The organism is Mycobacterium persicum (assembly GCF_002086915.1).
In the GTDB taxonomy this organism is placed as follows: Bacteria; Actinomycetota; Actinomycetes; order Mycobacteriales; family Mycobacteriaceae; genus Mycobacterium; species Mycobacterium persicum.
The window spans coordinates 4059602-4081880 of the sequence record NZ_MWQA01000001.1; the positions used below are offsets into that span (position 1 = coordinate 4059602).

The 22279-nt window shown below is 67.8% G+C and carries 14 protein-coding genes and 1 pseudogene; 6 read left to right on the top strand and 9 right to left on the bottom strand.

All coding sequences use genetic code 11. The annotated features are described in order from the left end of the window. Positions 1-6: 6 nt before the first annotated feature. The 4 genes and pseudogenes from B4U45_RS18600 to narI all read left to right on the top strand — a co-directional run. Positions 7-1227: a nitrate/nitrite transporter gene (locus B4U45_RS18600; protein WP_075546970.1), complete on the top strand. Its 1221-nt coding sequence runs from the start codon at positions 7-9 to the stop codon at positions 1225-1227. Further along, on the top strand, positions 1224-4898 hold the full coding sequence (locus tag B4U45_RS18605) for a nitrate reductase subunit alpha (protein ID WP_075546971.1): 3675 nt from the start codon (positions 1224-1226) through the stop codon (positions 4896-4898). Before B4U45_RS18600 ends, B4U45_RS18605 begins: the two co-directional genes overlap by 4 nt. Next, positions 4898-6547: a nitrate reductase subunit beta gene (narH, locus tag B4U45_RS18610; RefSeq protein WP_075546972.1), complete on the top strand. Its 1650-nt coding sequence runs from the start codon at positions 4898-4900 to the stop codon at positions 6545-6547. The genes B4U45_RS18605 and narH overlap by 1 nt, the downstream gene beginning before the upstream one ends. 38 nt (positions 6548-6585) lie before the next feature. Beyond that, positions 6586-7314: pseudogene (gene narI, locus B4U45_RS18615) on the top strand (respiratory nitrate reductase subunit gamma); the annotation flags it as partial. Here narI and B4U45_RS18620 read toward each other — a convergent pair. From B4U45_RS18620 to B4U45_RS18635, 4 genes are all read right to left on the bottom strand, one after another. Then, on the bottom strand, positions 7296-8003 hold the full coding sequence (locus B4U45_RS18620; protein WP_075546974.1) for a TVP38/TMEM64 family protein: 708 nt from the start codon (positions 8001-8003) through the stop codon (positions 7296-7298). The pseudogene narI and the gene B4U45_RS18620 sit on opposite strands and share 19 nt — an antisense overlap. 45 nt (positions 8004-8048) lie before the next feature. Beyond that, the gene (locus tag B4U45_RS18625) at positions 8049-9311 is read right to left on the bottom strand and encodes a metal-dependent hydrolase family protein (RefSeq protein ID WP_075546975.1); all 1263 of its coding nucleotides are present in this window, start codon (positions 9309-9311) and stop codon (positions 8049-8051) included. A 353-nt stretch (positions 9312-9664) separates the two neighbouring features. After that, entirely contained in the window at positions 9665-10162 is a 498-nt protein-coding gene (locus B4U45_RS18630) for a hypothetical protein (RefSeq protein ID WP_075546976.1), read from the bottom strand. A 1-nt stretch (position 10163) separates the two neighbouring features. After that, a complete protein-coding gene (locus tag B4U45_RS18635) occupies positions 10164-10601 on the bottom strand; it encodes a hypothetical protein (protein ID WP_075546977.1) in 438 nt (145 codons plus the stop codon). A 175-nt stretch (positions 10602-10776) separates the two neighbouring features. Here B4U45_RS18635 and B4U45_RS18640 point away from each other — a divergent pair, with 175 nt between their 5' ends. Together B4U45_RS18640 and B4U45_RS18645 are read left to right on the top strand one after the other, a co-directional pair. Then, complete coding sequence (locus B4U45_RS18640) at positions 10777-11199, top strand: hypothetical protein (RefSeq protein ID WP_075546978.1); 423 nt, start codon at positions 10777-10779, stop codon at positions 11197-11199. 10 nt (positions 11200-11209) lie between these two features. Next, positions 11210-12757 (top strand): HNH endonuclease signature motif containing protein, encoded by a 1548-nt coding sequence (locus tag B4U45_RS18645; protein ID WP_075546979.1) that lies wholly within the window; start codon positions 11210-11212, stop codon positions 12755-12757. Between the two features lie 459 nt (positions 12758-13216). Here the strand turns inward: B4U45_RS18645 and B4U45_RS29435 are convergent, their stop codons facing one another. From B4U45_RS29435 to recC, 5 genes are all read right to left on the bottom strand, one after another. Beyond that, positions 13217-13438 (bottom strand): hypothetical protein, encoded by a 222-nt coding sequence (locus tag B4U45_RS29435; protein ID WP_240316573.1) that lies wholly within the window; start codon positions 13436-13438, stop codon positions 13217-13219. 182 nt (positions 13439-13620) lie between these two features. Further along, complete coding sequence (locus tag B4U45_RS29940) at positions 13621-13749, bottom strand: hypothetical protein (protein WP_255245974.1); 129 nt, start codon at positions 13747-13749, stop codon at positions 13621-13623. A 167-nt stretch (positions 13750-13916) separates the two neighbouring features. After that, on the bottom strand, positions 13917-15623 hold the full coding sequence (recD, locus tag B4U45_RS18655; RefSeq protein WP_075546980.1) for an exodeoxyribonuclease V subunit alpha: 1707 nt from the start codon (positions 15621-15623) through the stop codon (positions 13917-13919). Beyond that, entirely contained in the window at positions 15620-18898 is a 3279-nt protein-coding gene (recB, locus tag B4U45_RS18660) for an exodeoxyribonuclease V subunit beta (RefSeq protein WP_099223454.1), read from the bottom strand. Before recB ends, recD begins: the two co-directional genes overlap by 4 nt. Continuing rightward, positions 18898-22179: an exodeoxyribonuclease V subunit gamma gene (gene recC / locus B4U45_RS18665; protein WP_075546982.1), complete on the bottom strand. Its 3282-nt coding sequence runs from the start codon at positions 22177-22179 to the stop codon at positions 18898-18900. The genes recB and recC overlap by 1 nt, the downstream gene beginning before the upstream one ends. Positions 22180-22279 lie beyond the last annotated feature (100 nt).

Below are 22279 nucleotides of genomic sequence, written 5' to 3' on the forward strand. Positions count from 1 at the left end.
AGAGCGGTGACTACGGCGAATACGCCGGATACCGGCGCACGGCAGGACGCGAACTTGGCCCTGGCGACCTGGGTCTCGACCGTCAACTTCTGGGCATGGAACATGATCGGCCCGCTGTCAACGACCTACGCCGAACACTTGCGGCTGTCGAGCGCGCAAGCCTCGCTGCTGGTGGCGACGCCCATTTTGGTCGGGGCACTGGGCCGGATCGTCATCGGCTCGCTGACCGACCGGTTCGGCGGTCGCGCGATGTTCATCGCGATCTCGCTGGCGACGATCGCGCCGGTGCTGGCCGTGGGTCTTGCCGGCAAGTCGGGTTCCTACCCATTGCTGTTGGTGTTCGGGTTTTTCCTCGGGATCGCGGGCACGGTTTTTGCCGTCGGGATCCCGTTCGTCAACGCGTGGTACCCGCCCGCCCGCCGTGGGTTCGCCACCGGGGTATTCGGCATGGGCATGGTGGGCACCGCGTTGTCCGCCTTCTTCACACCCCGATTCGTGCGCTGGTTCGGCCTGTTCAACACGCACGCCGTCATCGCCGTCGTGCTGGCGCTCACCGCTGCGGCGTGTGTGCTGGTGATGCGCAACTCGCCGGATTTCACACCGAACACCGGCCCGGTGCTGCCGAAGCTGATCGCCGCCGCGAAGCTCCGGGTGACCTGGGAGATGTCGTTCCTGTACGCCATCGTGTTCGGTGGTTTCGTCGCGTTCGCCAACTACCTGCCCACCTACATCAAGACCATCTACGGTTTCTCCGCCGTCGACGCGGGTGCCCGCACGGCCGGCTTCGCCGTGGCTGCCGTGCTGGCCCGGCCATTCGGCGGCGCGCTCGCCGACCGCATCGCGCCCAAGTACGTCGTCCTCGGGTCGCTGGCAGGTACCGCGGCGCTGGCGTTCATCGCGGCGTTCAAGCCGCCGCCCGACGTGTTCTCGGCGCTGACGTTCATCACGCTGGCGATCTTCCTGGGGGCCGGTACCGGCGGCGTGATCGCCTGGGTCGCCCGCCGCTCACCCGCCCAATCTGTCGGCACGATCACCGGCATCGTCGCCGCCGCGGGCGGGCTGGGCGGCTACTTCCCGCCGTTGGTGATGGGCGCGACCTACGACCCTGTCGAAAACGACTACACCGTCGGGCTGCTGCTGTTGGTCGCGACCGCCCTGGTGGCGCTGGCGTACACGGCGCTGGGATTGCATGCCAACGAACCCGAACGCAGGGAGGCGACCGCGTGAGCGGCCCGCCTGGGGGCCGGATCGAAGAACTGCTCGAGCGCTGCGGAAGGTTCTTCACGCCGGGGACGTTCTCCGATGACCTGCGCACCGTCACCCGGGAGGGTGGGCGCGAAGGTGATGTCTTCTACCGCGACCGGTGGAGTCACGACAAGGTGGTGCGCTCCACCCATGGCGTCAACTGCACCGGGTCGTGCTCGTGGAAGATCTACGTCAAAGACGGGATCATCACCTGGGAGAACCAGGAGACCGACTATCCGTCCGTCGGCCCCGACCGCCCCGAATACGAACCACGTGGCTGTCCGCGCGGCGCCGCGTTCTCGTGGTACACCTATTCGCCGACGCGGGTGCGTCACCCGTACGCCCGCGGCGTGCTGGTCGACATGTATCGGGAAGCCAAGGCGCGCTTGACCGATCCGGTGCTGGCCTGGGCCGACGTGGTGTCCGATCCTGACCGGCGCCGCCGATACCAGCGGGCACGGGGCAAAGGTGGGCTGGTGCGGGTCACCTGGGCCGAGGCCACCGAGATGATCGCCGCGGCGCACGTCCACACCATCAAGACCTACGGTCCCGACCGCGTCGCCGGCTTCTCGCCGATCCCGGCGATGTCGATGGTCAGCCACGCGGCCGGCTCCCGTTTCGTGGAGTTGATCGGCGGGGCGATGACGTCGTTCTACGACTGGTACGCCGACCTTCCGGTGGCGGCGCCCCAGGTGTTCGGCGACCAGACCGACGTGCCGGAGTCCGGCGACTGGTGGGACGCCGCGTACCTGATGATGTGGGGGTCGAACGTGCCGGTCACCCGCACGCCCGACGCGCACTGGATGGCCGAGGTGCGTTACCGCGGCACCAAGGTGGTCACCGTCAGCCCCGACTACGCCGACAACACCAAGTTCGCCGACGAGTGGCTGCCGTGTGCGGCCGGCGCCGACGGCGCGCTGGCGATGGCGATGGGACACGTAATTCTCTCGGAATACCTTGTCAAGCAACGGATTCCATTCTTCGTCGACTATGTGCGCCGGTTCACCGACCTGCCGTTTCTGGTCAAACTGGAAAGCCGCGGTGACGACTTGGTGCCGGGCAAGGTCCTCACCGCCGCCGACCTGGGCCACCAGGTCGAGAATGCGGCGTTCAAACCGGTCTTGCTGGACGGCGCCACGGACCGGGCCGCGGTCCCGCACGGTTCGCTGGGCTTCCGGTACGGCGACGACGGCGCGGGCAAGTGGAACCTCGACCTCGGCGATATCGTGCCGGCCCTCACCGTCGCGCACCGCACGCCCGGCGAATCCGCGCGAATCATCCTGCCCCGCTTCGACACTGCAGACGGCCGCGGCGAGACGATGACGCGTGGCGTGCCGGTGCGCCGCATCGGCGAGCACCTGACTTGCACGGTGTTCGACCTGATGCTGGCCCAATACGGGGTGGCCCGGCCCGGGCTGCCGGGAGACTGGCCCACCGACTACGACGATGCGGCATACCCGTACACGCCGGCCTGGCAGCAGGCGATCACCGGGGTGCCGGCCGATCAGGTCATTCGGGTGGCACGCGAATTCGCCCGCAACGCCCAGGAATCCGGTGGCCGGTCGATGATCATCATGGGCGCCGGCATCTGTCAGTGGTTCCACGGCGACGCCACCTACCGGGCCGTGCTGGCACTACTGCTGCTCACCGGGTCGATGGGCCGCAACGGCGGCGGCTGGGCGCACTACGTCGGTCAGGAAAAGTGCCGCCCGGTCACGGGTTGGGCGACGATGGCGATGGCCACCGACTGGTCGCGGCCGCCGCGCCAGATGGCGGGCACGTCGTACTGGTACGTGCACACCGACCAGTGGCGCTACGACGGCTACCGAGCCGACGCGCTGGCCAGCCCGGCCGGTCGCGGCCGGTTCGCCGGCAAGCACACCATGGACGTGCTGGCCTCCGCCGTCGCGATGGGCTGGACGCCGTTCTATCCGCAGTTCAACCGCTCCAGCCTGGACGTCGCCGACGAGGCGCGTGCGGCCGGCCGGGACATCGCGGACTACGTGGTCGAACAACTCGCCACCGGTGCGCTCAAACCGGCGCTCGCCGATCCCGACGACCCGGCGAACTGGCCGCGAGTGCTCAACGTGTGGCGTGCCAACCTGCTCGGCTCGTCCAGCAAAGGCAACGAATACTTCCTGGCGCACCTGCTGGGCACGACGTCGAACCTGCAGGCGACGCCGACGCCAGAAGCGTTGCGGCCCAACGACATCGTCTGGCGCGACGACATCGGTGAAGGCAAGCTCGACCTGCTGACGTCGATCGACTTCCGGATGACGTCCACCACGTTGCTGTCCGACGTGGTGCTGCCGGCCGCCACCTGGTACGAGAAGGCCGACCTGTCGAGCACCGACATGCACCCGTATGTGCACGCGTTCAGCCCCGCCATCGATCCGCCGTGGGAGACCCGCTCCGACTACGAGGCGTTCGGGGCGATCGCGAGCGCCTTCTCGACGCTGGCGGCCAAGCACCTCGGCACCCGCACCGACGTCGTGCTCGGCGCACTGCAACACGACACACCCGGCGCGATGGCCTACCCGTCGGGAGTCGAATCCGACTGGCGCGCCACAGGAGAGCGGCCCAAGCCGGGTAAGACGATGGGTACCATCGCGGTGGTCGAGCGGGACTACGCCGCCATTGCCGACATGTGGGCCGCGCTGGGGCCGCTGACCGAACGTCTGGGGCTGACCACCAAGGGCATCACCATCGTGCCGGATCGCGAAGTCGACGAGCTCGCCGCCAAATTCGGGGTGCTGAACTCCGGGCCCGCGGCCGGCCGGCCGGCGATCACCACCGCCGAGCGGATGGCCGACGTGATCCTGGCGCTGTCGGGAACCAGCAACGGCCGGCTCGCCGTCGAGGGATTTCATGAACTGGAACGACGGACCGGGCGCAGGTTGGCGCATCTGGCCGAAGGCAGCGAGGAACGCCGCATCACCTATGCCGACGCGCAGGCCCGCCCGGTGCCGGTGATCACCAGCCCGGAGTGGTCCGGCAGCGAGACCGGCGGACGCCGATATGCCCCGTTCACGGTGAACATCGAGGAACTCAAGCCGTTTCACACGCTGACCGGCCGGATGCACTTCTACCTGGACCACGACTGGGTCGAAGAGCTCGGCGAGCAGCTGCCGATCTACCGTCCGCCGCTGGACATGTCGCGGCTCTTCGGTGAGCCGAGACTGGGCGGTGACGGCGCGGTGCTGACCGTGCGGTATCTGACGCCACACTCGAAATGGTCGATCCACTCGGAGTATCAGGACAACCTGCTCATGCTGTCGCTGTCGCGGGGCGGTCCCACCATGTGGATGAGCGTGGGTGATGCTGCGAAAATCGGTGTGCGTGACAACGATTGGGTGGAGGCGGTCAACCGCAACGGGGTGGTGGTGTGCCGAGCGATCGTCAGCCACCGGATGCCCGACGGCGTCGTCTTCGTCTACCACGCCCAGGAGCGCACCATCGACACGCCGCTGACCGAGACCACCGGGCGTCGCGGTGGCATCCACAATTCGCTGACTCGGCTGCTGATCAAGCCCAGCCACCTGGCGGGCGGCTACGCGCAGAACGCGTTCGCGTTCAACTACTTAGGCCCAACCGGCAACCAGCGTGACGAGGTGGCGGTGGTGCGTCGGCGCTCCCAGGAGGTGGCCTACTGATGAAAGTCATGGCGCAGTTGGCGATGGTGATGAACCTCGACAAGTGCATCGGCTGCCACACCTGTTCGGTGACCTGCAAGCAGGCGTGGACCAACCGCGCGGGCACCGAGTACGTCTGGTTCAACAACGTCGAAACCCGTCCAGGACAAGGCTATCCGCGCACCTATGAGGACCAGACGCGCTGGCGCGGGGGCTGGCAGCGCGATCGCCGCGGTCGGCTGCGGCTGCGCGGCGGCGGGCGGCTGGCCAAGCTACTGAAGATCTTCGCCAACCCGAAGATGCCGAGCCTGGGCGACTACTACGAGCCCTGGACCTATGACTACGAGAAGCTGATCACCGCACCGCTGGGTGAGCAGATGCCGGTGGCGCCGCCGCGCAGCCTGATCAGCGGCAAGCCGATGAAGGTGTCGTGGTCGGCAAACTGGGACGACGACCTCGGCGGCTCACCGGAAATCGTGCCCGGTGACCCGGTGCTGCGGCAGGTCAGCGAACGGGTGCGGTTGGAACTCGAGCAGGCGTTCATGTTCTATCTGCCGCGAATCTGCGAGCACTGCCTGAACCCGTCGTGTGTGGCCTCGTGCCCGTCGGGTGCGATGTACAAGCGCACCGAGGACGGGATCGTGCTCGTCGACCAGGATCGCTGCCGCGGCTGGCGGATGTGTGTGTCGGGTTGCCCGTACAAGAAGGTGTACTTCAACCACAAGACCGGTAAGGCGGAGAAGTGCACGATGTGCTACCCGCGCATCGAAGTGGGTCTGCCGACGGTGTGCTCGGAAACGTGTGTCGGACGGTTACGTTACCTCGGTTTGGTGCTCTACGATGTCGACCGGGTGCTGGAAGCCGCGTCGGCGGAGCGTGAGGCTGATCTCTACCATGCCCACCGGCGAATCCTGTTGAACCCCAACGATCCCGACGTGATCGCCGGTGCCCGCGCCGAGGGGATCCCCGACGAGTGGATCGAGGCCGCCCAGCGCTCTCCGGTCTATGCGCTGATCAACACCTACCAGGTGGCGCTTCCGCTGCATCCGGAATTTCGCACCGTACCGATGGTTTGGTACATTCCGCCGCTGTCTCCGGTCGTCGACGCCATCGGCCGCGACGGACACGACGGCGAGGACCTCGGCAATCTGTTCGGGGCGCTGGGGGCGCTGCGCATCCCGATCGAGTACCTCGCGGGGCTGTTCACCGCCGGCGACACAACCGTGGTGGAATCCGTGCTGCGCCGGCTGGCGGCGATGCGTTCCTATATGCGCGATATCAACCTCGGCCGGCCGACGCAGCCGCACATCCCGGAATCGGTCGGCATGACCGAGGAGCAGATCTACCAGATGTACCGGCTGCTGGCGTTGGCGAAATACGAAGAGCGGTATGTGATCCCGACGGCATACGAGCTGGACGGCGAGGCAATCGAAGAACCCGGCTGCTCGTTGTCGTTCGACGGCGGTCCCGGGATGTATGGGTCCGGCCCGTTCGGTGAGGCCAGCGGAGGACCGGTGCCGGTGGCGGTCGAGACCTTTCACGCGCTGCGGCAGCGGCAGACCAGTGAACAGATGGCAGCCAACGCCAATCAGCCGTCGCGGGTCAACCTACTGAACTGGGACGGTCGCGGGGTGCCGCCCGGAATGTTCCCGCGCGGGCGGCGGCGATGAGGTCACTACAGGCGACGCAACTTACGGAGGTGAATGCGGTGCTCGGCAAGACGTTCTGGGATGTGGTGCCGTACGTGGTACTTGCCATTGTTGCCGTTGGCACCTGGTGGCGGTACCGCTATGACAAGTTCGGGTGGACCACCCGCTCGTCGCAGCTTTACGAGGTGCGGTTGCTGCGGATCGCGAGCCCGCTCTTCCACTACGGCATCCTGGTGGTGATCGTCGGACACGTCATCGGCCTGGTGATCCCGGAATCATGGACGGACGCAGCCCGGGTGAGTCATCACGCCTATCACGTCCAGGCTGTCGTGCTGGGGTCGATAGCCGGCGGCACCACGCTGACGGGGCTGGCGCTGCTGATCTACCGGCGACGCAGCCGCGGGCCGGTGTTCATGGCCACCACGGTCAACGACAAGCTGATGTATGTGTTTCTGGCGGGGGCGATATCAGCGGGGCTGTATGCGACCGCGCTGGGTTCGGGGACGTTCGGCGAGTCCTACAACTACCGCGAAACCGTGTCGGTGTGGTTCCGGTCCATCTGGGTGCTGCAACCGCGCGGCGAACTGATGGCGCTGGCGCCGCTGTACTTCCAGCTGCATGTGATGATCGCGCTGGCGCTGTTCGCGATCTGGCCGTTCACCCGGCTGGTTCACGCGTTCAGCGCACCGGTCGCGTATCTGTTCCGGCCCTACGTCGTCTACCGCAGCCGCGGCGCCGCCGCGCGCAAGGAGCTGGTCGGCTCACATCTTCAGCGCCGCGGCCGCTGACTCGGCAGGGCGCGCCCACGCCATGTTCGGTAACCACGCCGTGCGGCGAACACGCCGATGACGGCGGTCACGCACCACACCGCTATCGCCGCGTATGCCAATGGTGACGACCGATCGCCGATCGCGGCGCCCAGCGTGGTGTAGACGAATGCCCGCGGGATCGAACCGATAAACGCGCCGACGGCCATCTGCCACAACGGAACTCCAAACGCGCCGAACGCATAGGAGGCGAGCGCATCCGAGATGCCGGGGACGAAGCGTTGACCGACCACCGCCCATAGTCCGCGTCGTTCGATCAGCGCGTCGATGCGGTCGGCGCGGCTCGTCCCCAGCAGGGTACGCGCGCTGTCGCGTCCGGCCCGACGGCCGACGAAGCTGGCGACGATCGCGGTGCCCACTGTCGCACCCAGCGTCACAAAGATGCCCTGCAGCGGACCGAACAGCAGACCGCTGCCCGCGGCCAGGACCGGGCCCGGCACGAACAACGCTCCGAGGACAGCCGAGGCCACGACGTAGGTCAGCGGCGCCGCCGGACCCGTCGCCGAGACCGCGCGCCGCATCACCTCGATGTCGACGACTCGTGCGACGGCTACCAGGTACCACAGCCCGAGTAGGAAGCCGGCGAACACGACGAGCCGCACGATGTGGTGTCGTCGGGATGTCAGCGGAGAACCAGGGTTGTCGACCATGCTGACCCCGATTGTTCCGCACTGGCATGTCCAGGTGCGCCCTGGCTAGTCGGCCGTGCCTTTGACCAGACGGCCGTCCTTGATGATGGCGACGAACGCCTCGTCGGGCCGGGCGATCAGCGAGATGTCGGCCACCGGGTTGCCGTCGACGAGAACCACGTCGGCCAGGGCACCTTCGGCCACCACACCCAGCCGGCCGGGGTACGGGTTGCGCGGCCCGGACATGGCCAAGAGCTCGGCGTTGCGGATGGTCGCCTGCTGCAGCACCTCGGTGGGCGTGAACCAGCGGGTGAGCTCGGCAAGCTGGGCGCCTTGCCGGCTGGCGAATGTGGTGTCGAACAATATGTCGGTTCCGAACGCGACCTTGACCCGGTGCTTGATCGCAAGCCGATACGCGGCGTCGGTGCCGGAGACCACTTGCCGCAGCTTTGCCGTCGTCTGCGGCGTAACGGCGATCGTCGGCTCGTCGTTCAGGAACGGCTGCAGGCACCACCAGATGTCGTTTTCGGCGAGCAGCGCGGCGGTGTGCTCGTCGATGAGGTGGCCGTGCTCGATGCACCGGACCCCGGCGGCGACGGCGGTGCGGATCGCGCGCGGCGTATAGGCGTGCACGGTGACGTAGGTGCCCCAGTTCTCCGCGGCCGTCACCGCGGCGCGGATCTCGGTTTCGGTGAACTGGGCCACGTCGACCGGGTCGTACGTCGAGGTGATGCCGCCACCGGCCATCAGCTTGAGCTGAGAGGCGCCGCGCCGCAACATCTCTCGTGCCCCCCGTAGCACTTCGGATTCGCCGTCGGCAATGACGGCGGCACCGATGATCTCGGTGTAGCTCAGGTGTCCGCAGATACCGCGAGGAACCTCGTGGGGCAGCCGGAAGTCGCCGTGGCCGCCGGTCTGGGAGATGAACCCGCCGGACGGGTAAATGCGTGGGCCGACGATCACGCCCTCGTCGATCGCCTGCTTGATCCCGAACACCGGCCCGCCGAGATCGCGGACCGTGGTGAAGCCGCGTAGCAGCGTTTCCCGGGCGCCGGTGATCGCCCGGGCGTAGACGTAACCGAGTTCGCTGAATTGCGCCACCGCTGCCGGGATGGTGGCGAACATCGCATGCCAGTGCGCGTCAATCAGCCCGGGTATCAACGTCTTTGCGGTCCCGTCGATCTTCGAGCCGGAGAATTCCGTCGAACCAGCGGGCGCCACCGCGGCGATCACGCCCTCCCGGATGGTGACGTCCATCGGCCCGGTGATCCGGCCGTCGACGCTGTCGAAGACATCGACGTTGCAAATACGCAGTTCGTGTGTGTCCATGCCGGCTCCTTGTCGAGACTGCAGCGGCTCGGCGAACCCCCGACGTAGAGTATGGTCCAGGCCGGACGTTCTTTTGGACCAAAGTTCGGTTGACGGTGACGGATTGTGACGAGATGGCTACCGCAGTCGCCAACTGACCGTGTGACCGTCAATTAGCCTGGCTGGGTACGTCGGTGAGGTGCCGGAGTGTCGCAGTTGACACATGAGCAGCTGCCTCCGTCGGTGTGGCGCAACCACTTGACACCGAGGTTGTCTTTGCGCGGCCAAGAGATCGGGATCAAATCGGCACCCGCTATGCGCGTGGCTCATCCGACAGCGATGGCTTCACGTCAGGAGCTTCGACGATCGACCACCTATCCATCGCTGAACATGGCTTCCAGCTCACCGGCAGGCATGAGGTCGAGCAAGCCGTAGTGCTTTGGGCCGAGGCGGCCGTTCTGCGCTCGCCACCGAGTTGTCGATACGCGCGCGCGCACCCTGGTGCCCACCAAATTGCGCACGGTGGAAAGAAGGTCGCCTTCGATTGACCCGGCGATCTCGGAATTGTCGTCCTTGATCAGGTAGAAAACGCGGCGAGTACCCCGAAATCCGTCAAGTCTGCCGACCACGGTTTCGGTGTCTTCGACGGTGTCTCGGTTACCCAAAAAGGTGAGAAGTTTCGCGGCGCGGTCGCGGGTGAGCACGGATTTGATTTCCTCGGCGCTGGTCTCTAGGTCGAGTTCGAGGCCTTCTGGCACCAAGGCCGCAACGTTACTAATGTCTTGTATGGCCAATCTCAATAGCCGTGGCGCGCCGAGGATTCCCTTTGCCGACTCCTCGTCGTCGGTGCTGGCTCGCAGGGTCTCGACCAACTCACGAATCGCCGCGCGCGCTCGTCCCTACTGGATGCATGTCGTAACCGCCGGGCGAGAGCGGCACCGCCGGCACGCGGAAGTACACGGTATTGCCGACTTGGGCCTGTTGGACGAGCTCAGCGCGCTCACGGTCGCGGCGGGTCAGGGAGGGGGCTGTGGAGGTGGGACGGCGGGTTGCCTTGTCGACTCGCGCCACCGCGTTTTGGAAGGCCCGAGAGACCGTTCCGACGGTGTAGGAGTCGATGTCGTCGGCCCCGAGTATGGTCACCCGCAAAGTGTCGGTGAGGGTTGGCACCTGCCCGACGACCTGCGACCAGGCCATCACGATCGCACCCTGCTCGTAGGCGTCGACGAGTTCGTCGCCTGTTTCGGCGGCCAGCGTGGCATCAGGCGCTCGGCGCAATGCGCCGAACTCGTCGACCGGATCCACAGCCATAGTGTTACCTCCACAAAGCGCTGCCGGGTACCCGGGAGGGTGCTTCCGTGACCAAGTGCAAGCGAGATTGCGCGCGAACACGTGCAAGATAGGAACAAGTCGTTCTTGAACTGGCCTGGGGGACGGCGGCTTACGGCACCCAAGCTGATAGAACAGCCGCACCTACCATCTGCTGTTGATACTCGCGCTGTTCCAGGGCGGCTACGACTCAAACGGCTCACAGTCATCAGCGGCGATCGCGCGCCGTTCTACGCTGCAGTCCACCAAGGCCGCGTTCGTCCGCGGCCTGGCCCTGGCCGCCCAATTCTTCGACGTTCAATACCGGGATAGGGCTGCGCGACTGGGGCGAGCCCACGGTCTGAGCCTGTGGCAAGTGGCACTGTGCGACGAGACCTCGCCACTGGTTCCGTCGGCGTCGGCGCGCGTGGATAACCTGGTCAGCGTTTTCGCCGCTGTCTTCCGCCGGACCGGGCAACGCGATCTCGCCGCGCTGCCTGATGCTCGCGTTCTTGCCAGCACCGCGGTTACCGCATCGGCTTCACGCGTCGTTGTCGGGCGGGTGGTCGGTTCAGATCGTGTTGTCGGTGCCGTTGTCTAGTATCGCTCATATGTTCGAAGTCTCGTTGCCGGATCCGGCTGAACTGCGCCGATGCGACGACTCTGCGCTGGTGGCAGCGATCGAGGACTGCGCTCGCGCGGAGGCGGCCGCGAGTGCTCGGCGGTTGTCGGCGATCGCCGCGCTGACCTGTCGGCGCACCGCCAGTGACCAGCGCGCAGACTGGGCTTGCGACGAATGGGACAGCGCTGCTGCCGAGGTGGCTGCCGCGCTGGGTCTGAGTCAGGGCAGGGCGTCTGGGCAGATGCATCTGAGCCTGGCGTTAAATCGGCTGCCCAAGGTGGCGGCGCTGTTTTTGGCCGGAGGGCTTAGCGCGCGGTTGATGTCGGTCATCGCGTGGCGGACCTATCTGGTCCGCGACCCCGAGGCGCAGCGACTCGTCGATGCCGCGGTGGCCGAACACGCCGGTGCGTGGGGGCCGTTGTCGGCGTCCAAATTGGAGCAAGCCATCGACGGGTGGGTTGATCGCTACGACCCCGGTGCGTTGCGGCGCACCCGTGCGGCGGCCCGCGGCCGCGACGTGTGCTTCGGCGAACCCGACGACGACGTGGGCACCGCCGCGTTGTGGGGCCGGCTATATGCCACCGACGCCGCGATGCTGGATCGGCGGCTGAAACAGATGGCCCACGGGGTGTGCGACGACGACCCGCGCACCCTGGCTCAGCGCCGCGCCGATGCGCTGGGCGCATTGGCCGCAGGCGCCGAACAGCTGGTTTGCGGGTGCGGTAACGCCGACTGCCCCTGCGGTGCCGGCGACACCAACGAGCGGGCCAGCGGTGTGGTCATCCACGTCGTCGCCGAGTCCTGCGCGCTGGATGCTGCAGCTGACCCGCACATGTCGGGTGAGGTGCCCCCATCGCGGCCAATCACTCCGGAGATGACGCTGGCCGAGGCGTTGGCGCCGGACCCCGAACCCGATCAGCCCGCCGCGTCATCGGTCAAGCCGCCGGCCGCGTTGATTACCAGCGGGGGTGTGGTGCCTGCGCCGCTGCTGGCCGAGTTGATCCGCGGCGGGGCCGTCATCAGCCCCGTGCGCCAACCCGCCGGCCTTGGGTTAGAGCCGCACCACCGACCGTCGGCCAAGCTGGCGGAGTTCATCCGAATCCGCGATTTGACATGCCGGTTCCCCGGATGTGACGTGCCCGCCGAATTTTGTGACATCGACCATACGGTGCCCTGGCCGTTGGGGCCCACACATCCGTCAAACCTTAAGTGTGCGTGTCGAAAACACCACCTGTTGAAAACGTTCTGGACGGCCTGGAAGGATGAGCAGCTGCCCGACGGCACGGTGATCTGGACCGCGCCCAACGGAGCGACCTACACCACCCGCCCCGGCAGCTGGATCTTCTTTCCCGCCTGGAACACCACCACCAGCGACTTGCCCCCAACACCAACCCCCGCAACTACTATCGGTGACCGCGGCGCGATGATGCCCCACCGGCAACGCACCCGAGCCGCCGAGGTCGCCCGCCGCATCAAATCCGAACGGGCCCTCAACGATGCCCACGTCGCCGAACGCAACAAGCCACCACCATTTTGACCAAGAGCGCTGGTGCACCGAAACGCGCGCCGGACAGCCGAATATGGCCCTTGCCGTCAAACGAAGACAGCGGATTCGCCTACCGCCGGGGTTCAATTGACAACCGGCGGGACTTCATTCAGCCGTATTTCCCGGGCAGCTATCACTGTCTGACGGGCGCGCCCGGAGCCGCTCGCGTTGATCACCTCGCCGATTGGATGGTGTCGGGATAATCCCCAGGCTGGCGGCGTACCGAGGGGGCACGGCGAGATTCCATTGATGTTCACGCCGATATTCCTGGTAAGGCTTCGCCAGTGTCGTGTCTGGGCGATTGGCCATCCCGGACCAGGCCTGACGCGCAGTGCGCAGATCGGCGCGGGACTGGGGCTGGGATTCAAGCGGTTCCTGCCCGACATACGCAGCCAAAGCCGTCGCGAAACCTTGCTCAAGTGAATTCACTGACCGACATGACCCGAGCCGCTATGGCTGGTGGCGGCCGGGAGCGGCCGTCGGCAAACCGACTGCAGCCGCAGCGGCGAGCAGGCGTTCGTCATAGGCAACGAATGTAACGAGCCATGAACTAAAAGCCGCGTGTGCGGTGGCAAGGTGGATCGCATCGAGGAAGCGAAGTGCCGCGTCGGGATATGTGGCCGCCGCCGCCCGTACCACCTCGTCGACCTCGTAGCGTGCTACGCGGGCCATCAATCCAGGACATTTGTGAGCAGTCCGGGTTCGACGCACCGCAGGGCGCGGAGCGGCTCCACTTCCGTCAGCGTCGACGACACTCATGCCGCGGGCGCCTGAGTGTCAAGCCGCTCCGTCAGAGCATCGCTTTCCGCTTCCCGCCGAATCAGTTTGATTAGGGCCGACGTGTGAGGTAGAGCTCAGTAACGCTCGTTGTCGCGCAACTCGCGCAGCACCTGGCCGGCCTCTTGCTCAGTCTTGATAGGCCCGCTCAAACGTGGCGCCGGTCCGCTGATGGTGGCGGGATGAAGCTTTCCGGAGCTAATCATCTCGGCTAGGGGACTCTCCTGGGCCGGAACCAAATGAGCTATGACGGTTCCGCGTTCGGTGATGTCGATGTGAAAGGTACTACGAATTCGTGGTGCACAGGTCGGCGCCACGATGAGACGCTCGAGAACAGACGACGCCAGACCGCCCCGGCCATCCAACGCCGAAATCACTGACGCTGCAACCGCATTCGTAGCCCGGATGCCCGCACCGCGCGTCGCTCGACCGCGGCCCGCACCGACGCCTCGGAACCCACCACCCGCACCTTCTCCTTGGCCCGAGTGACCGCGGTATAGAAGAGCTCACGCGTCAGCAATCGTGAATCCTGTTCCGGCAGTAAGACTGTCACCGCATCGGCCTGGCTGCCCTGGCTCTTGTGGATGGTCATGGCGTGCATGGTTTCGACGTCGGACAGCCGGCCCGTGGCGAAGTCGAGCGGGCCGGCCGCACCGGCCAAGACGGCGCGCAGACCGTCCGGGCCGGCCACGGCCACCCCGGTGTCGCCGTTGTACACCCGCAACCCGTAGTCGTTCGCGGTCACCAGCAGCGGGCGCCCGGCATACCACTGCGACCAGGGCGGCTGGCCCGTCTCTTCACCCAGCCAGGTCTCCACCTGTCGGTTCCAGTGCCCGACACCGAAAGGCCCGCGCCGGTGCGCGCACAGCATCCGGTGCTCGTCGAGGGTGCCCAACGCGACGTCCACGGCTCCCAGCAGCGCCGCCTCGCGCAGCCGCAACGCGTGCGGCACCAACACCGCGCGCAACCGTGGTGTCGGGTCGATGTCGTCGATGAACTCGATGTGCTCGTCACCCGATCGCAGCAGCGCAAGTACCCGGTCCGCGTCGCCGCCACGAATCGCATCGGCCAGGGTCCCAATCGATTTTCCGAACCGATGCGAGGTGCGCAGCGCGGCCACCCGCACGTCGTCTCGCGCCGCGAGCCCGTCCACCAGATCCGCCAGCACCGCACCGGCTTCGACCGACGCCAGCTGATCGGCATCGCCCACCAGAATCAGCCGGGCGCCCGGACGAATCGCTTCCAGCAGCCGCGCCATCAGCGTCAGCGACACCATCGATGTCTCGTCGACCACGATCACGTCGTGCGGCAACCGATTACCGCGATCGTGCCGAAACCGCGACGACGTGTCCGGCCTGCTGCCGAGCAGACGATGCAGCGTAACCGCCTGCAACTGGCCGAGTCTCATGCGATCGGCCGCATCGAGACGGGTCACCTCGTGTCGTACCGCCTCGGCCAGCCGCGCCGCCGCCTTACCGGTAGGCGCTGCCAGCGCGATCCGGGGCCGCGACCGGCCGGCCAGTTCGGCCTGTTCGGCCAGTGCCGCCAGCAGGCGCGCGACCGTGGTGGTCTTTCCGGTTCCCGGCCCGCCGGTCAGTACCGTGAGGCCTTGCGAGACAGCGATTTCCGCGGCGGCTCGCTGTTCGTGGTAGCCGGATGGGAAAAGTCGCTCAAAGGTAAGACCGGACGGTCTGGGAACCAGCATGGCCACCACGTCGTCACACACCTGCTGTTCCTCGCGCCAGTACCGGTCGAGGTACAGCAGCCGGTCGTCATAGAGATGCAGCACCGGCGGATCCGCGAGCAGCGTGCTGACCCGCACCGCGGCCAGCAACTGCTCGGGGTCCGGCCACGGTAGGCCGTCAGCGGCCCCCGCGATCGTCGACAAGTCCACGCACACCGAGCCACCGCGCAGCGCCCGCACCGCCAGCGCCGCGGCCAGCGCCACCCGGTCATCTGTCTCCTTGCCCAGGGCGCACAGACGCTGTGCCACATGGACGTCCGCGAGATCGAGCACCCCGGCTTCGTTGAAGGCGTGCAGCAGGCCCGTTGCGGTAACGGCGGTCTCGACAACGCTCACCCGACACGTCTCCCGTCATCGAGAAGATCCGACAGCGCCACCACCAAGTCGGCGGGCGCGGCCCAGCCGAACACCCCGGCCGGCTGCCCGTCCCGGATCGGCGTTTCGGCACCACACATTCCCCGCACGAACAGATACAGCACCCCGCCCACATGCCGCTCTGGATCGTATCCGGGCTGCCGCCACCGCAGAAACCTATGCAGCACAACCACATACAGCAGGGCCTGCAACGGATAGTCGGAATGCAGCATAGCCTCGGTCAAGCGGGCGAAACCGTAGTCGGCGGCGGTGGCGCCCAAGTGGTTGGTCTTGTAGTCCACCACCAGGTATCGCTGCTGCGGCAACCGCAACACCACATCTATCGACCCGGACAGATACCCCCGCAGCGACTGATCGCCCAAACCGGGCGACGTCAACCGATCGGCATAGGACCAGAACGGATCACTGCGCGGCAGGTGTGCCCGCAGCAGCTCGCCCACATCCGACAGTGACACCCGAGACACCCGCGGCGCCCGGGCCCGCAGATCACCACCCGCCAGCGGTATCTCGAAGTCCAGCTCTCGCAGCCGATCCCGCACTCCGATATCGCGCAATGTCAAGTCGCCGGCCAGCGGCCCCAGCGGCGAATCGTGCATCGGCACCAGCGCCGTCGCCAGTTCGGCAGCGTCGGCGTCGACCGGCCACCACGGCGCGTGCCGTCGCAGCTGCTCCTCGAGCTCGCCGGCCAAGTCGACGGCCTGCGGGTCGGCCGTTTCCAGCACCGCATGCACCAGCGACCCGAAGGCCGCACCGGACGGCATGGCGGCCAGCGGCGAGTCGAGGTCGGCACCCGAACCCGGCTCAGAAACGACCACGGCATCCACCTCGTCGGCGCGCACGTCGACCTCGGGCTCGCTGGTCACACCGGACTGCGCAACCCCTTCCGCGCCGCGCACCAGCGCCGAGTACGACGTACGCCGCCAGCTGGTGTCGATCTGGCGGTGGAAATGCCGGACCGCCAAACCGCCAGTCGGCGAGCCGGTTTCGATGGCGGCGGGGGAGACGATCGTCGATTCTTCGACCGACGGTCCGCCGGCTTGCTGCCAGCGCGTGAACACCGCCCACGCGTCGTCGTCGCAGACCCGCGGTGTGCACCTATCCGGCACCGCCGGGTCACCGCTGCCACGACCGCGCAGGAGCCGCGACAGCCCGCCGTTGACTTCGTCGACGGTCGGCGCCCACCACGCCACCACCTGAGACTGGGCCCGAGTGAGCGCGACATAGGTGAGCCGGATGTTGTCACGGGCCGCCTCGGCACGGTTCAACTCCTCAACCGATCGGTTGGCGTCGCCACCGAGATAGAGGCAGCGGGTATCGGTGTCGTCGTGATACAGCAGGATGTCGTCGCGGCGGACGTTCCGGTTGAACATGAATGGCACGTACACGATCGGAAACTGCAGACCCTTGGCCACGAACACCGTCATGATCTGCACCGCCGCGGCGTCACTGTCCAGGCGGCGGTTCTGCTCGGCGGCACGGGTGCTGTCGTCGCACTGCCTGCGCAGCCAATCACGAAGAGCCGGAAGGCCATAGCGCTGCCGATGAGCCGTCTCGTGCAGCAGCTGAGCGAGATGCGCCAGGTCGGTCATGTGTCGCTCGCCGCCGCGCTGGCCCAACACCCGGCGACCCATGCCGGCCAGCTGCGCGGCCTCGAACACCGCCGCCACCCCCCGTAGCCGAGCCTGGTCGGTCCACTCACGCAGCATCGCGGCCACCCGATCGGTCAGCGCATCACCTTCAGCGGCCAGCGTCTCCGCGGTCTCGCCGAAAAACATGGTGCAGGCGGCGGCGCGGACCAGGCCGGTGCGCTGCGGCGCGTCGAAGGCCTCCAGCAGGCACAGCCAGTCCTTGGCCGCCCGCGACGCGAACACATCGGTGTCGCCGGTGTAGACCGCCGGGATACCCGCCGTCGCCAAGGCATCCCGGCAGGCCCTCGCGTCTCGGTGATGTTCGACGATCACCGCGATGTCGCCGGCCGCCACCGGCCGTCCGGCGAACCTGGCGCCGCTGGACAGCAGGGACGCGATATCCCCGGCCAGGTCGGCGGGAATATGCTCGCGCAACAAGCTGATTGGCACGTTGGCGGTACCGTCGTAGCCGACGGTCGGCCGCCTGACGACCCGCAGCCGAAACGGCGCGCCGCGCGGCGCCCCCGCCAGACGATGTCCGCCGTGGTGCGCCTCGATGTCGTGCACCACGATCTCCGGATGACCCAGTGCGGCACCCCGCAGCACCGTCTGCAGGCTCTCGACGAGCACCCCGTCACTGCGCCAGTTGACTCCCAACGTGTAGCGGGCGTCGGCGGTGCGGGCCGCCTTGAGGTAGGTGTAGATGTCGCCGCCGCGAAAGCCGTAAATGGCCTGCTTCGGGTCGCCGATCATTATCAGCGTCGACACGCCCCGGAAAGCACGTTCCAGCACCTGCCACTGGATCGGATCGGTGTCCTGGAATTCGTCCACCAACACGATTCGCCACCGGCGCCGCATCCGGTCACGAGCCGGCGAGTCCGCTGCCGCAAGGGCTTTCGACAACCGCAGCAGCAGGTCGTCGTAGCCGAGAATCCGTAGCCGGCGCTTCCGCCGTTCCAGCTCGTCGAGCACCTGCTCGGCGAAGTCCAACCGGACACCGGCCGCGCTGTCCGGATCCGGATCCAGCGGGCGCCGCTGCGCGTACGGATCGGCGACGACGCAGCGGGCCAGATCGAGCGCCTGCGCATACGTCAGCACCGGATCGGTGTCGCTGTTGGCGAAGCGCGCGAGGTAGCAGTCGTCGACGATCTCGGCCACCAGGTCGTCGAGGCTCTCCTGCAAGACGAAGCCGGAATCGCTGTCGCCCGCCACGCCAAGGGATCTCAGCACCGAGCCGCAGAACTCGTGGGTGGTGGCGATGGTGGCCGCATCGAAGTGGGCCAGCGCGTCACGCAGCCGGGCCAGCCGTACCGCGCGCTGGGCCTCGCTACCCACCAGGTGCCTGACCAGATCAGTGTCGGGCGGCATTCGGCCGTTCAGAGCGGCCGCCGCCGCCACGATCTGGTCGCGGACGCGTTCGCGAAGCTCGCGGCTGGCCGCGCGGTTGAACGTGATCAGCAGCATCTCGTCGAGGGTGACGTCGGTCTCGGCGAGGTAGCGAGTCACCAGACCGGCCAGCGCGAACGTCTTGCCGGTGCCCGCGCTGGCCTCCAGCACAATGGTGGTGCCGTGCGCGGGCAGCGGCCCCAGCAGGTCGAAGCGCTCCATCAGCCGGTCCTCTCGGCGTGCAGCAGCGGCAGCCACAGCCGGGCCGCCAGCGCACCTAGGCGGGTGTCCTCGCCGGCCACCTCCTCGCCCGGGCGGGGCGCGTCAAGCAGCACACCGAAGGCGGGCTTGTCGCCCCAGACCCGTAGGTGCGCGGGCTCCCGGTCGTCTCCGTCGCGAAACCTGTTCGACTCCCAGCGTTCTCGCGCGACCGCTGCGGGCTCGTCGCCGTCCCGGCGCGCCTGCGCCCACGCGTACGACGTTTTCAGTGGCAGCGGCAACGGCTCACGGCGGCCCGCGTCGTACAGCGACACCAGATCGCGCAGCACCGCCACCGGGTCCGGAGGCGGTGCGAATTGCCTTCTGGCGGTGCGGTTCCTGCCGGCTCCGCGGCCGATGCACAGCGCCGCCCACTCGCGGGCCGGAAGTTGAGCGGCCAACGCGACCAGCCCGATCCAGGACGTCAGCACATGCTTGGGCGCCAGCTTCGAGTACGTCACCGACACCAGATGCTCGCCGTAGACGGGCGTGACGGTCCCGCTGAGCCGGCGGCCGGCACCGAGATCGACGTCAATGTCGTAGGCGTCGCCGTCGGCCGCCATGTGCGGCAGCGCGGCCCGGGCCAGCCGGCATGCACCGTCGAGGATTTCCTTCGTCTTGCGCACCCCGATGCGCCCGGGCGGCAGGGTTCCGCGGCGCCATTCGGCGTTGGCGGCCGCATCCGGATGCATGCCGCGCAGGATGTCGTGCAGTATCCGGTCGCCGACCGTCCACGCCTGCAGGGCGTCGATCTCGACGGGCATCTCGTCCTCGACGGTGTCGACGTCCCAGGGCAGGGTGACATCGAGCGCCCGGAAGAATCCTTTGACCGGGTTCTTGAAGAAGTCCAGCAGATCGGCCAGCGTCACGTCGACGGCGGGCGGCTCAGGCAGCCGGTCGCCAATGAAACCCACAGGCGCACGGCGTGTTCCGGTGGCCGCTTCGGCGGCCGCGAGCGCAGCAGGGTCGAAGGTGAACGGTGTGGCGGGCACCAGTGCCCCGGGTGTGACGTTCTTGCGGTCGAAGGGCTGCAACGGATGTCTGGTGAGAACCTGCCGCCGCACCGGCGCTCCCGTCGTGCGATCCAGCGCGTCGAGCACCTCGGCCAGCGGCACGGCCGGCGGACGCGGCTGCCCGGTGTGCTCGTCGGCGCCGGTGTAGGTGATCACCAATGTCTCGGTGGCCGAACCGATCGCGTCAAGCAGCAACTGGCGATCCTCGGAGCGGACGTCACGCTCACCGGTCATCGGTGCCCGCGCCAGCAGGTCGTCACCGTCCGGCGCGCTGTGTCGCGGGAAGATGCCGTCGTCGAGCCCGACCAGGCACACCACCCGATGCGGCACCGAGCGCATCGGCACCATGGTGCACACGGTCAGGGTGCCGGTGCGAAAGTTGGCCCGGGTGGGACGCCCGCCCAGCGATGCATCCAGTAACGCCGACACGTCGGGCAGCCGCAGCAGCGTGGACATGCGGGCGCCGGCTTGGGCGCGCACGTCGGCGAATTCCCGCTGCAGCTGCGCCTGCTGCCAATCCTCGTCGCAGCGGGTCAGTAGGCCCACCCCGTCCGTCAACGCATCCAGCCAGTCGGTCAACGGCATTGCGCCACCAAGTCGTTCGACCACGTGTTGCAACCGCGCGACATACTCGGCCAGGCGTCCCGCCAAGTCCACCCGGTTGCTGCCGACATCGTCGAGCGGCAGCGCGGTGTCCAGCCACGCCCGCGAGTCGTCCGACATGGCCACGCCGGTCAGGATGCGGTCGATGCCGAACCGCCAGGTGTTGTGCAGGAAACGCTCCAGCCCGTAGGGCCGGCGATGGTGCCGATCGAATCCCCACCGGATGTTGGATTGGCGCACCCAGTCGGTGATCACGTCGAGATCGTCGTCGCTGAAACCGAAGCGGGCGCGCACCGGGGTGGCCTGCGCGAGGTTGAGCACCTGGCTGGCGGTGGCCCGACCGCCCGCAATACCGAGCAGTTCGGCGGCGACGCCGAGCAGCGGATTGGTCTGGGTGAGCGCGCGGTCGGCGAGCCGGACCCGAAGCCGGTGCGCCGGATGCCCGGTACCGGCGACCTCACCCAGCCCGAAGCCGGCCACGATCAGCGGCGCGTAGGTCTCGATATCGGGACACATCACCACCACGTCGCGCGGTTCCAGGGTTGGGTCGTCCGCCAGCAGACCCAGCAGCACCTCGCGCAGCACGTCGACCTGCCGGGCCGGCCCGTGACAGGCGTGGACCTGCACCGAGCGGTCGCCGACGGCCAGCCGCCGTCCGTCCGGACGCGTCGCGTTGGCGGCGATGTCGGTTTGCAGCCAGCCCAGCAACGTGTCGGGTTTGGTTGTCCCGCCGAGGAATTCGTCGCTCGCCGCAGCGGCCGGCAGCGCCCGTTGCAGCTCCCGCAGGTCGCGCCCGAGGGTGTGCAGCAACGGGTGCCGGGCAGCGTGCCCGCTGGTGTCCTGACGTCGTGGCGCCGCGCCGTAGACACCGGCGAGCGCTTGCCACAGATCGTCACTGGGGTGGGGCAGCCACAGGTGCAGATCGTGATGCGTGGCCAGCGCGCCGAGCAGTTGCACGTCGGTGCACGCCAGCCGGGTGTGCCCGAAAAGCGACAGCCGCGCCGGCAGGTCGGCCGGGCCCGCGGTCAGCCGGGCCACGGTCTGTTCGTGCCGGACGTGCGGCGGATCGGCCGGGACCGCGGCTACCAATGCCCGCCACAATTCGGGTTGCCACGCCAGGTCCGCGTCCACGTCGTCGTGCCCGTCCAGCCAGCCGGCCAGCAACGCAGGACGCTGCCGCGCGTAGGAGGCGAACAGCCCGGCCAGGCGGCGCGCCACCGAATAGCGGCGACCGCGGCGCAACTCGGCCTCGACGGCGTCGGTGTCGAAGTGGCCCAGATGCGTTGCCAGTGAGCGGCACCACGGTTCGTCGAGTACGGTGTCGATCACCTCCAGCAGCGGCCACGTCATGGCCTCCGGCGACCACGGGTCGGTGTCGGCGGTCCCGGTAATCTCGGCGATGAGCGATTGCGGGCTGCGGAATGCGACGCCGGCGCACACGCCGTCGCCGTGGGCGCCGCGGCTGCCCAACACCTGGGACAGGTGCTGGCTCAGCCAGCGTTCCATGCCGCGGGCGGCGACCAGCACCAGCTCCGATGCGAACGGGTCGGGCAGCGGGTCGGCCAGCAGGGCGCCGAGTCCGTCGGCAAGGAGGTCGGTGCGCTCGGCACGGTGGAGATGAAGTGCCATCGCGGGCCACCATAGCGGCCGGCGCCACGGTGGTGAGCGACGCCCAAGACATTCTGCCGGCAACCCCGCGGCGACCCGCGACTGATGGTGGCGGGCATGC

What these genes read in the sequence shown, in the direction of transcription:
- recC (WP_075546982.1), bottom strand. Translation starts at nt 22,179, where the DNA reads ATGGCACTTCATCTCCACCGTGCCGAGCGCACCGACCTCCTTGCCGAC.
- narH (WP_075546972.1), top strand. Translation starts at nt 4,898, where the DNA reads ATGAAAGTCATGGCGCAGTTGGCGATGGTGATGAACCTCGACAAGTGC.
- B4U45_RS29940 (WP_255245974.1), bottom strand. Translation starts at nt 13,749, where the DNA reads ATGATTAGCTCCGGAAAGCTTCATCCCGCCACCATCAGCGGACCGGCG.
- B4U45_RS18635 (WP_075546977.1), bottom strand. Translation starts at nt 10,601, where the DNA reads ATGGCTGTGGATCCGGTCGACGAGTTCGGCGCATTGCGCCGAGCGCCT.
- B4U45_RS18645 (WP_075546979.1), top strand. Translation starts at nt 11,210, where the DNA reads ATGTTCGAAGTCTCGTTGCCGGATCCGGCTGAACTGCGCCGATGCGAC.
- B4U45_RS29435 (WP_240316573.1), bottom strand. Translation starts at nt 13,438, where the DNA reads ATGGCCCGCGTAGCACGCTACGAGGTCGACGAGGTGGTACGGGCGGCG.
- B4U45_RS18620 (WP_075546974.1), bottom strand. Translation starts at nt 8,003, where the DNA reads ATGGTCGACAACCCTGGTTCTCCGCTGACATCCCGACGACACCACATC.
- recB (WP_099223454.1), bottom strand. Translation starts at nt 18,898, where the DNA reads ATGGAGCGCTTCGACCTGCTGGGGCCGCTGCCCGCGCACGGCACCACC.
- B4U45_RS18625 (WP_075546975.1), bottom strand. Translation starts at nt 9,311, where the DNA reads ATGGACACACACGAACTGCGTATTTGCAACGTCGATGTCTTCGACAGC.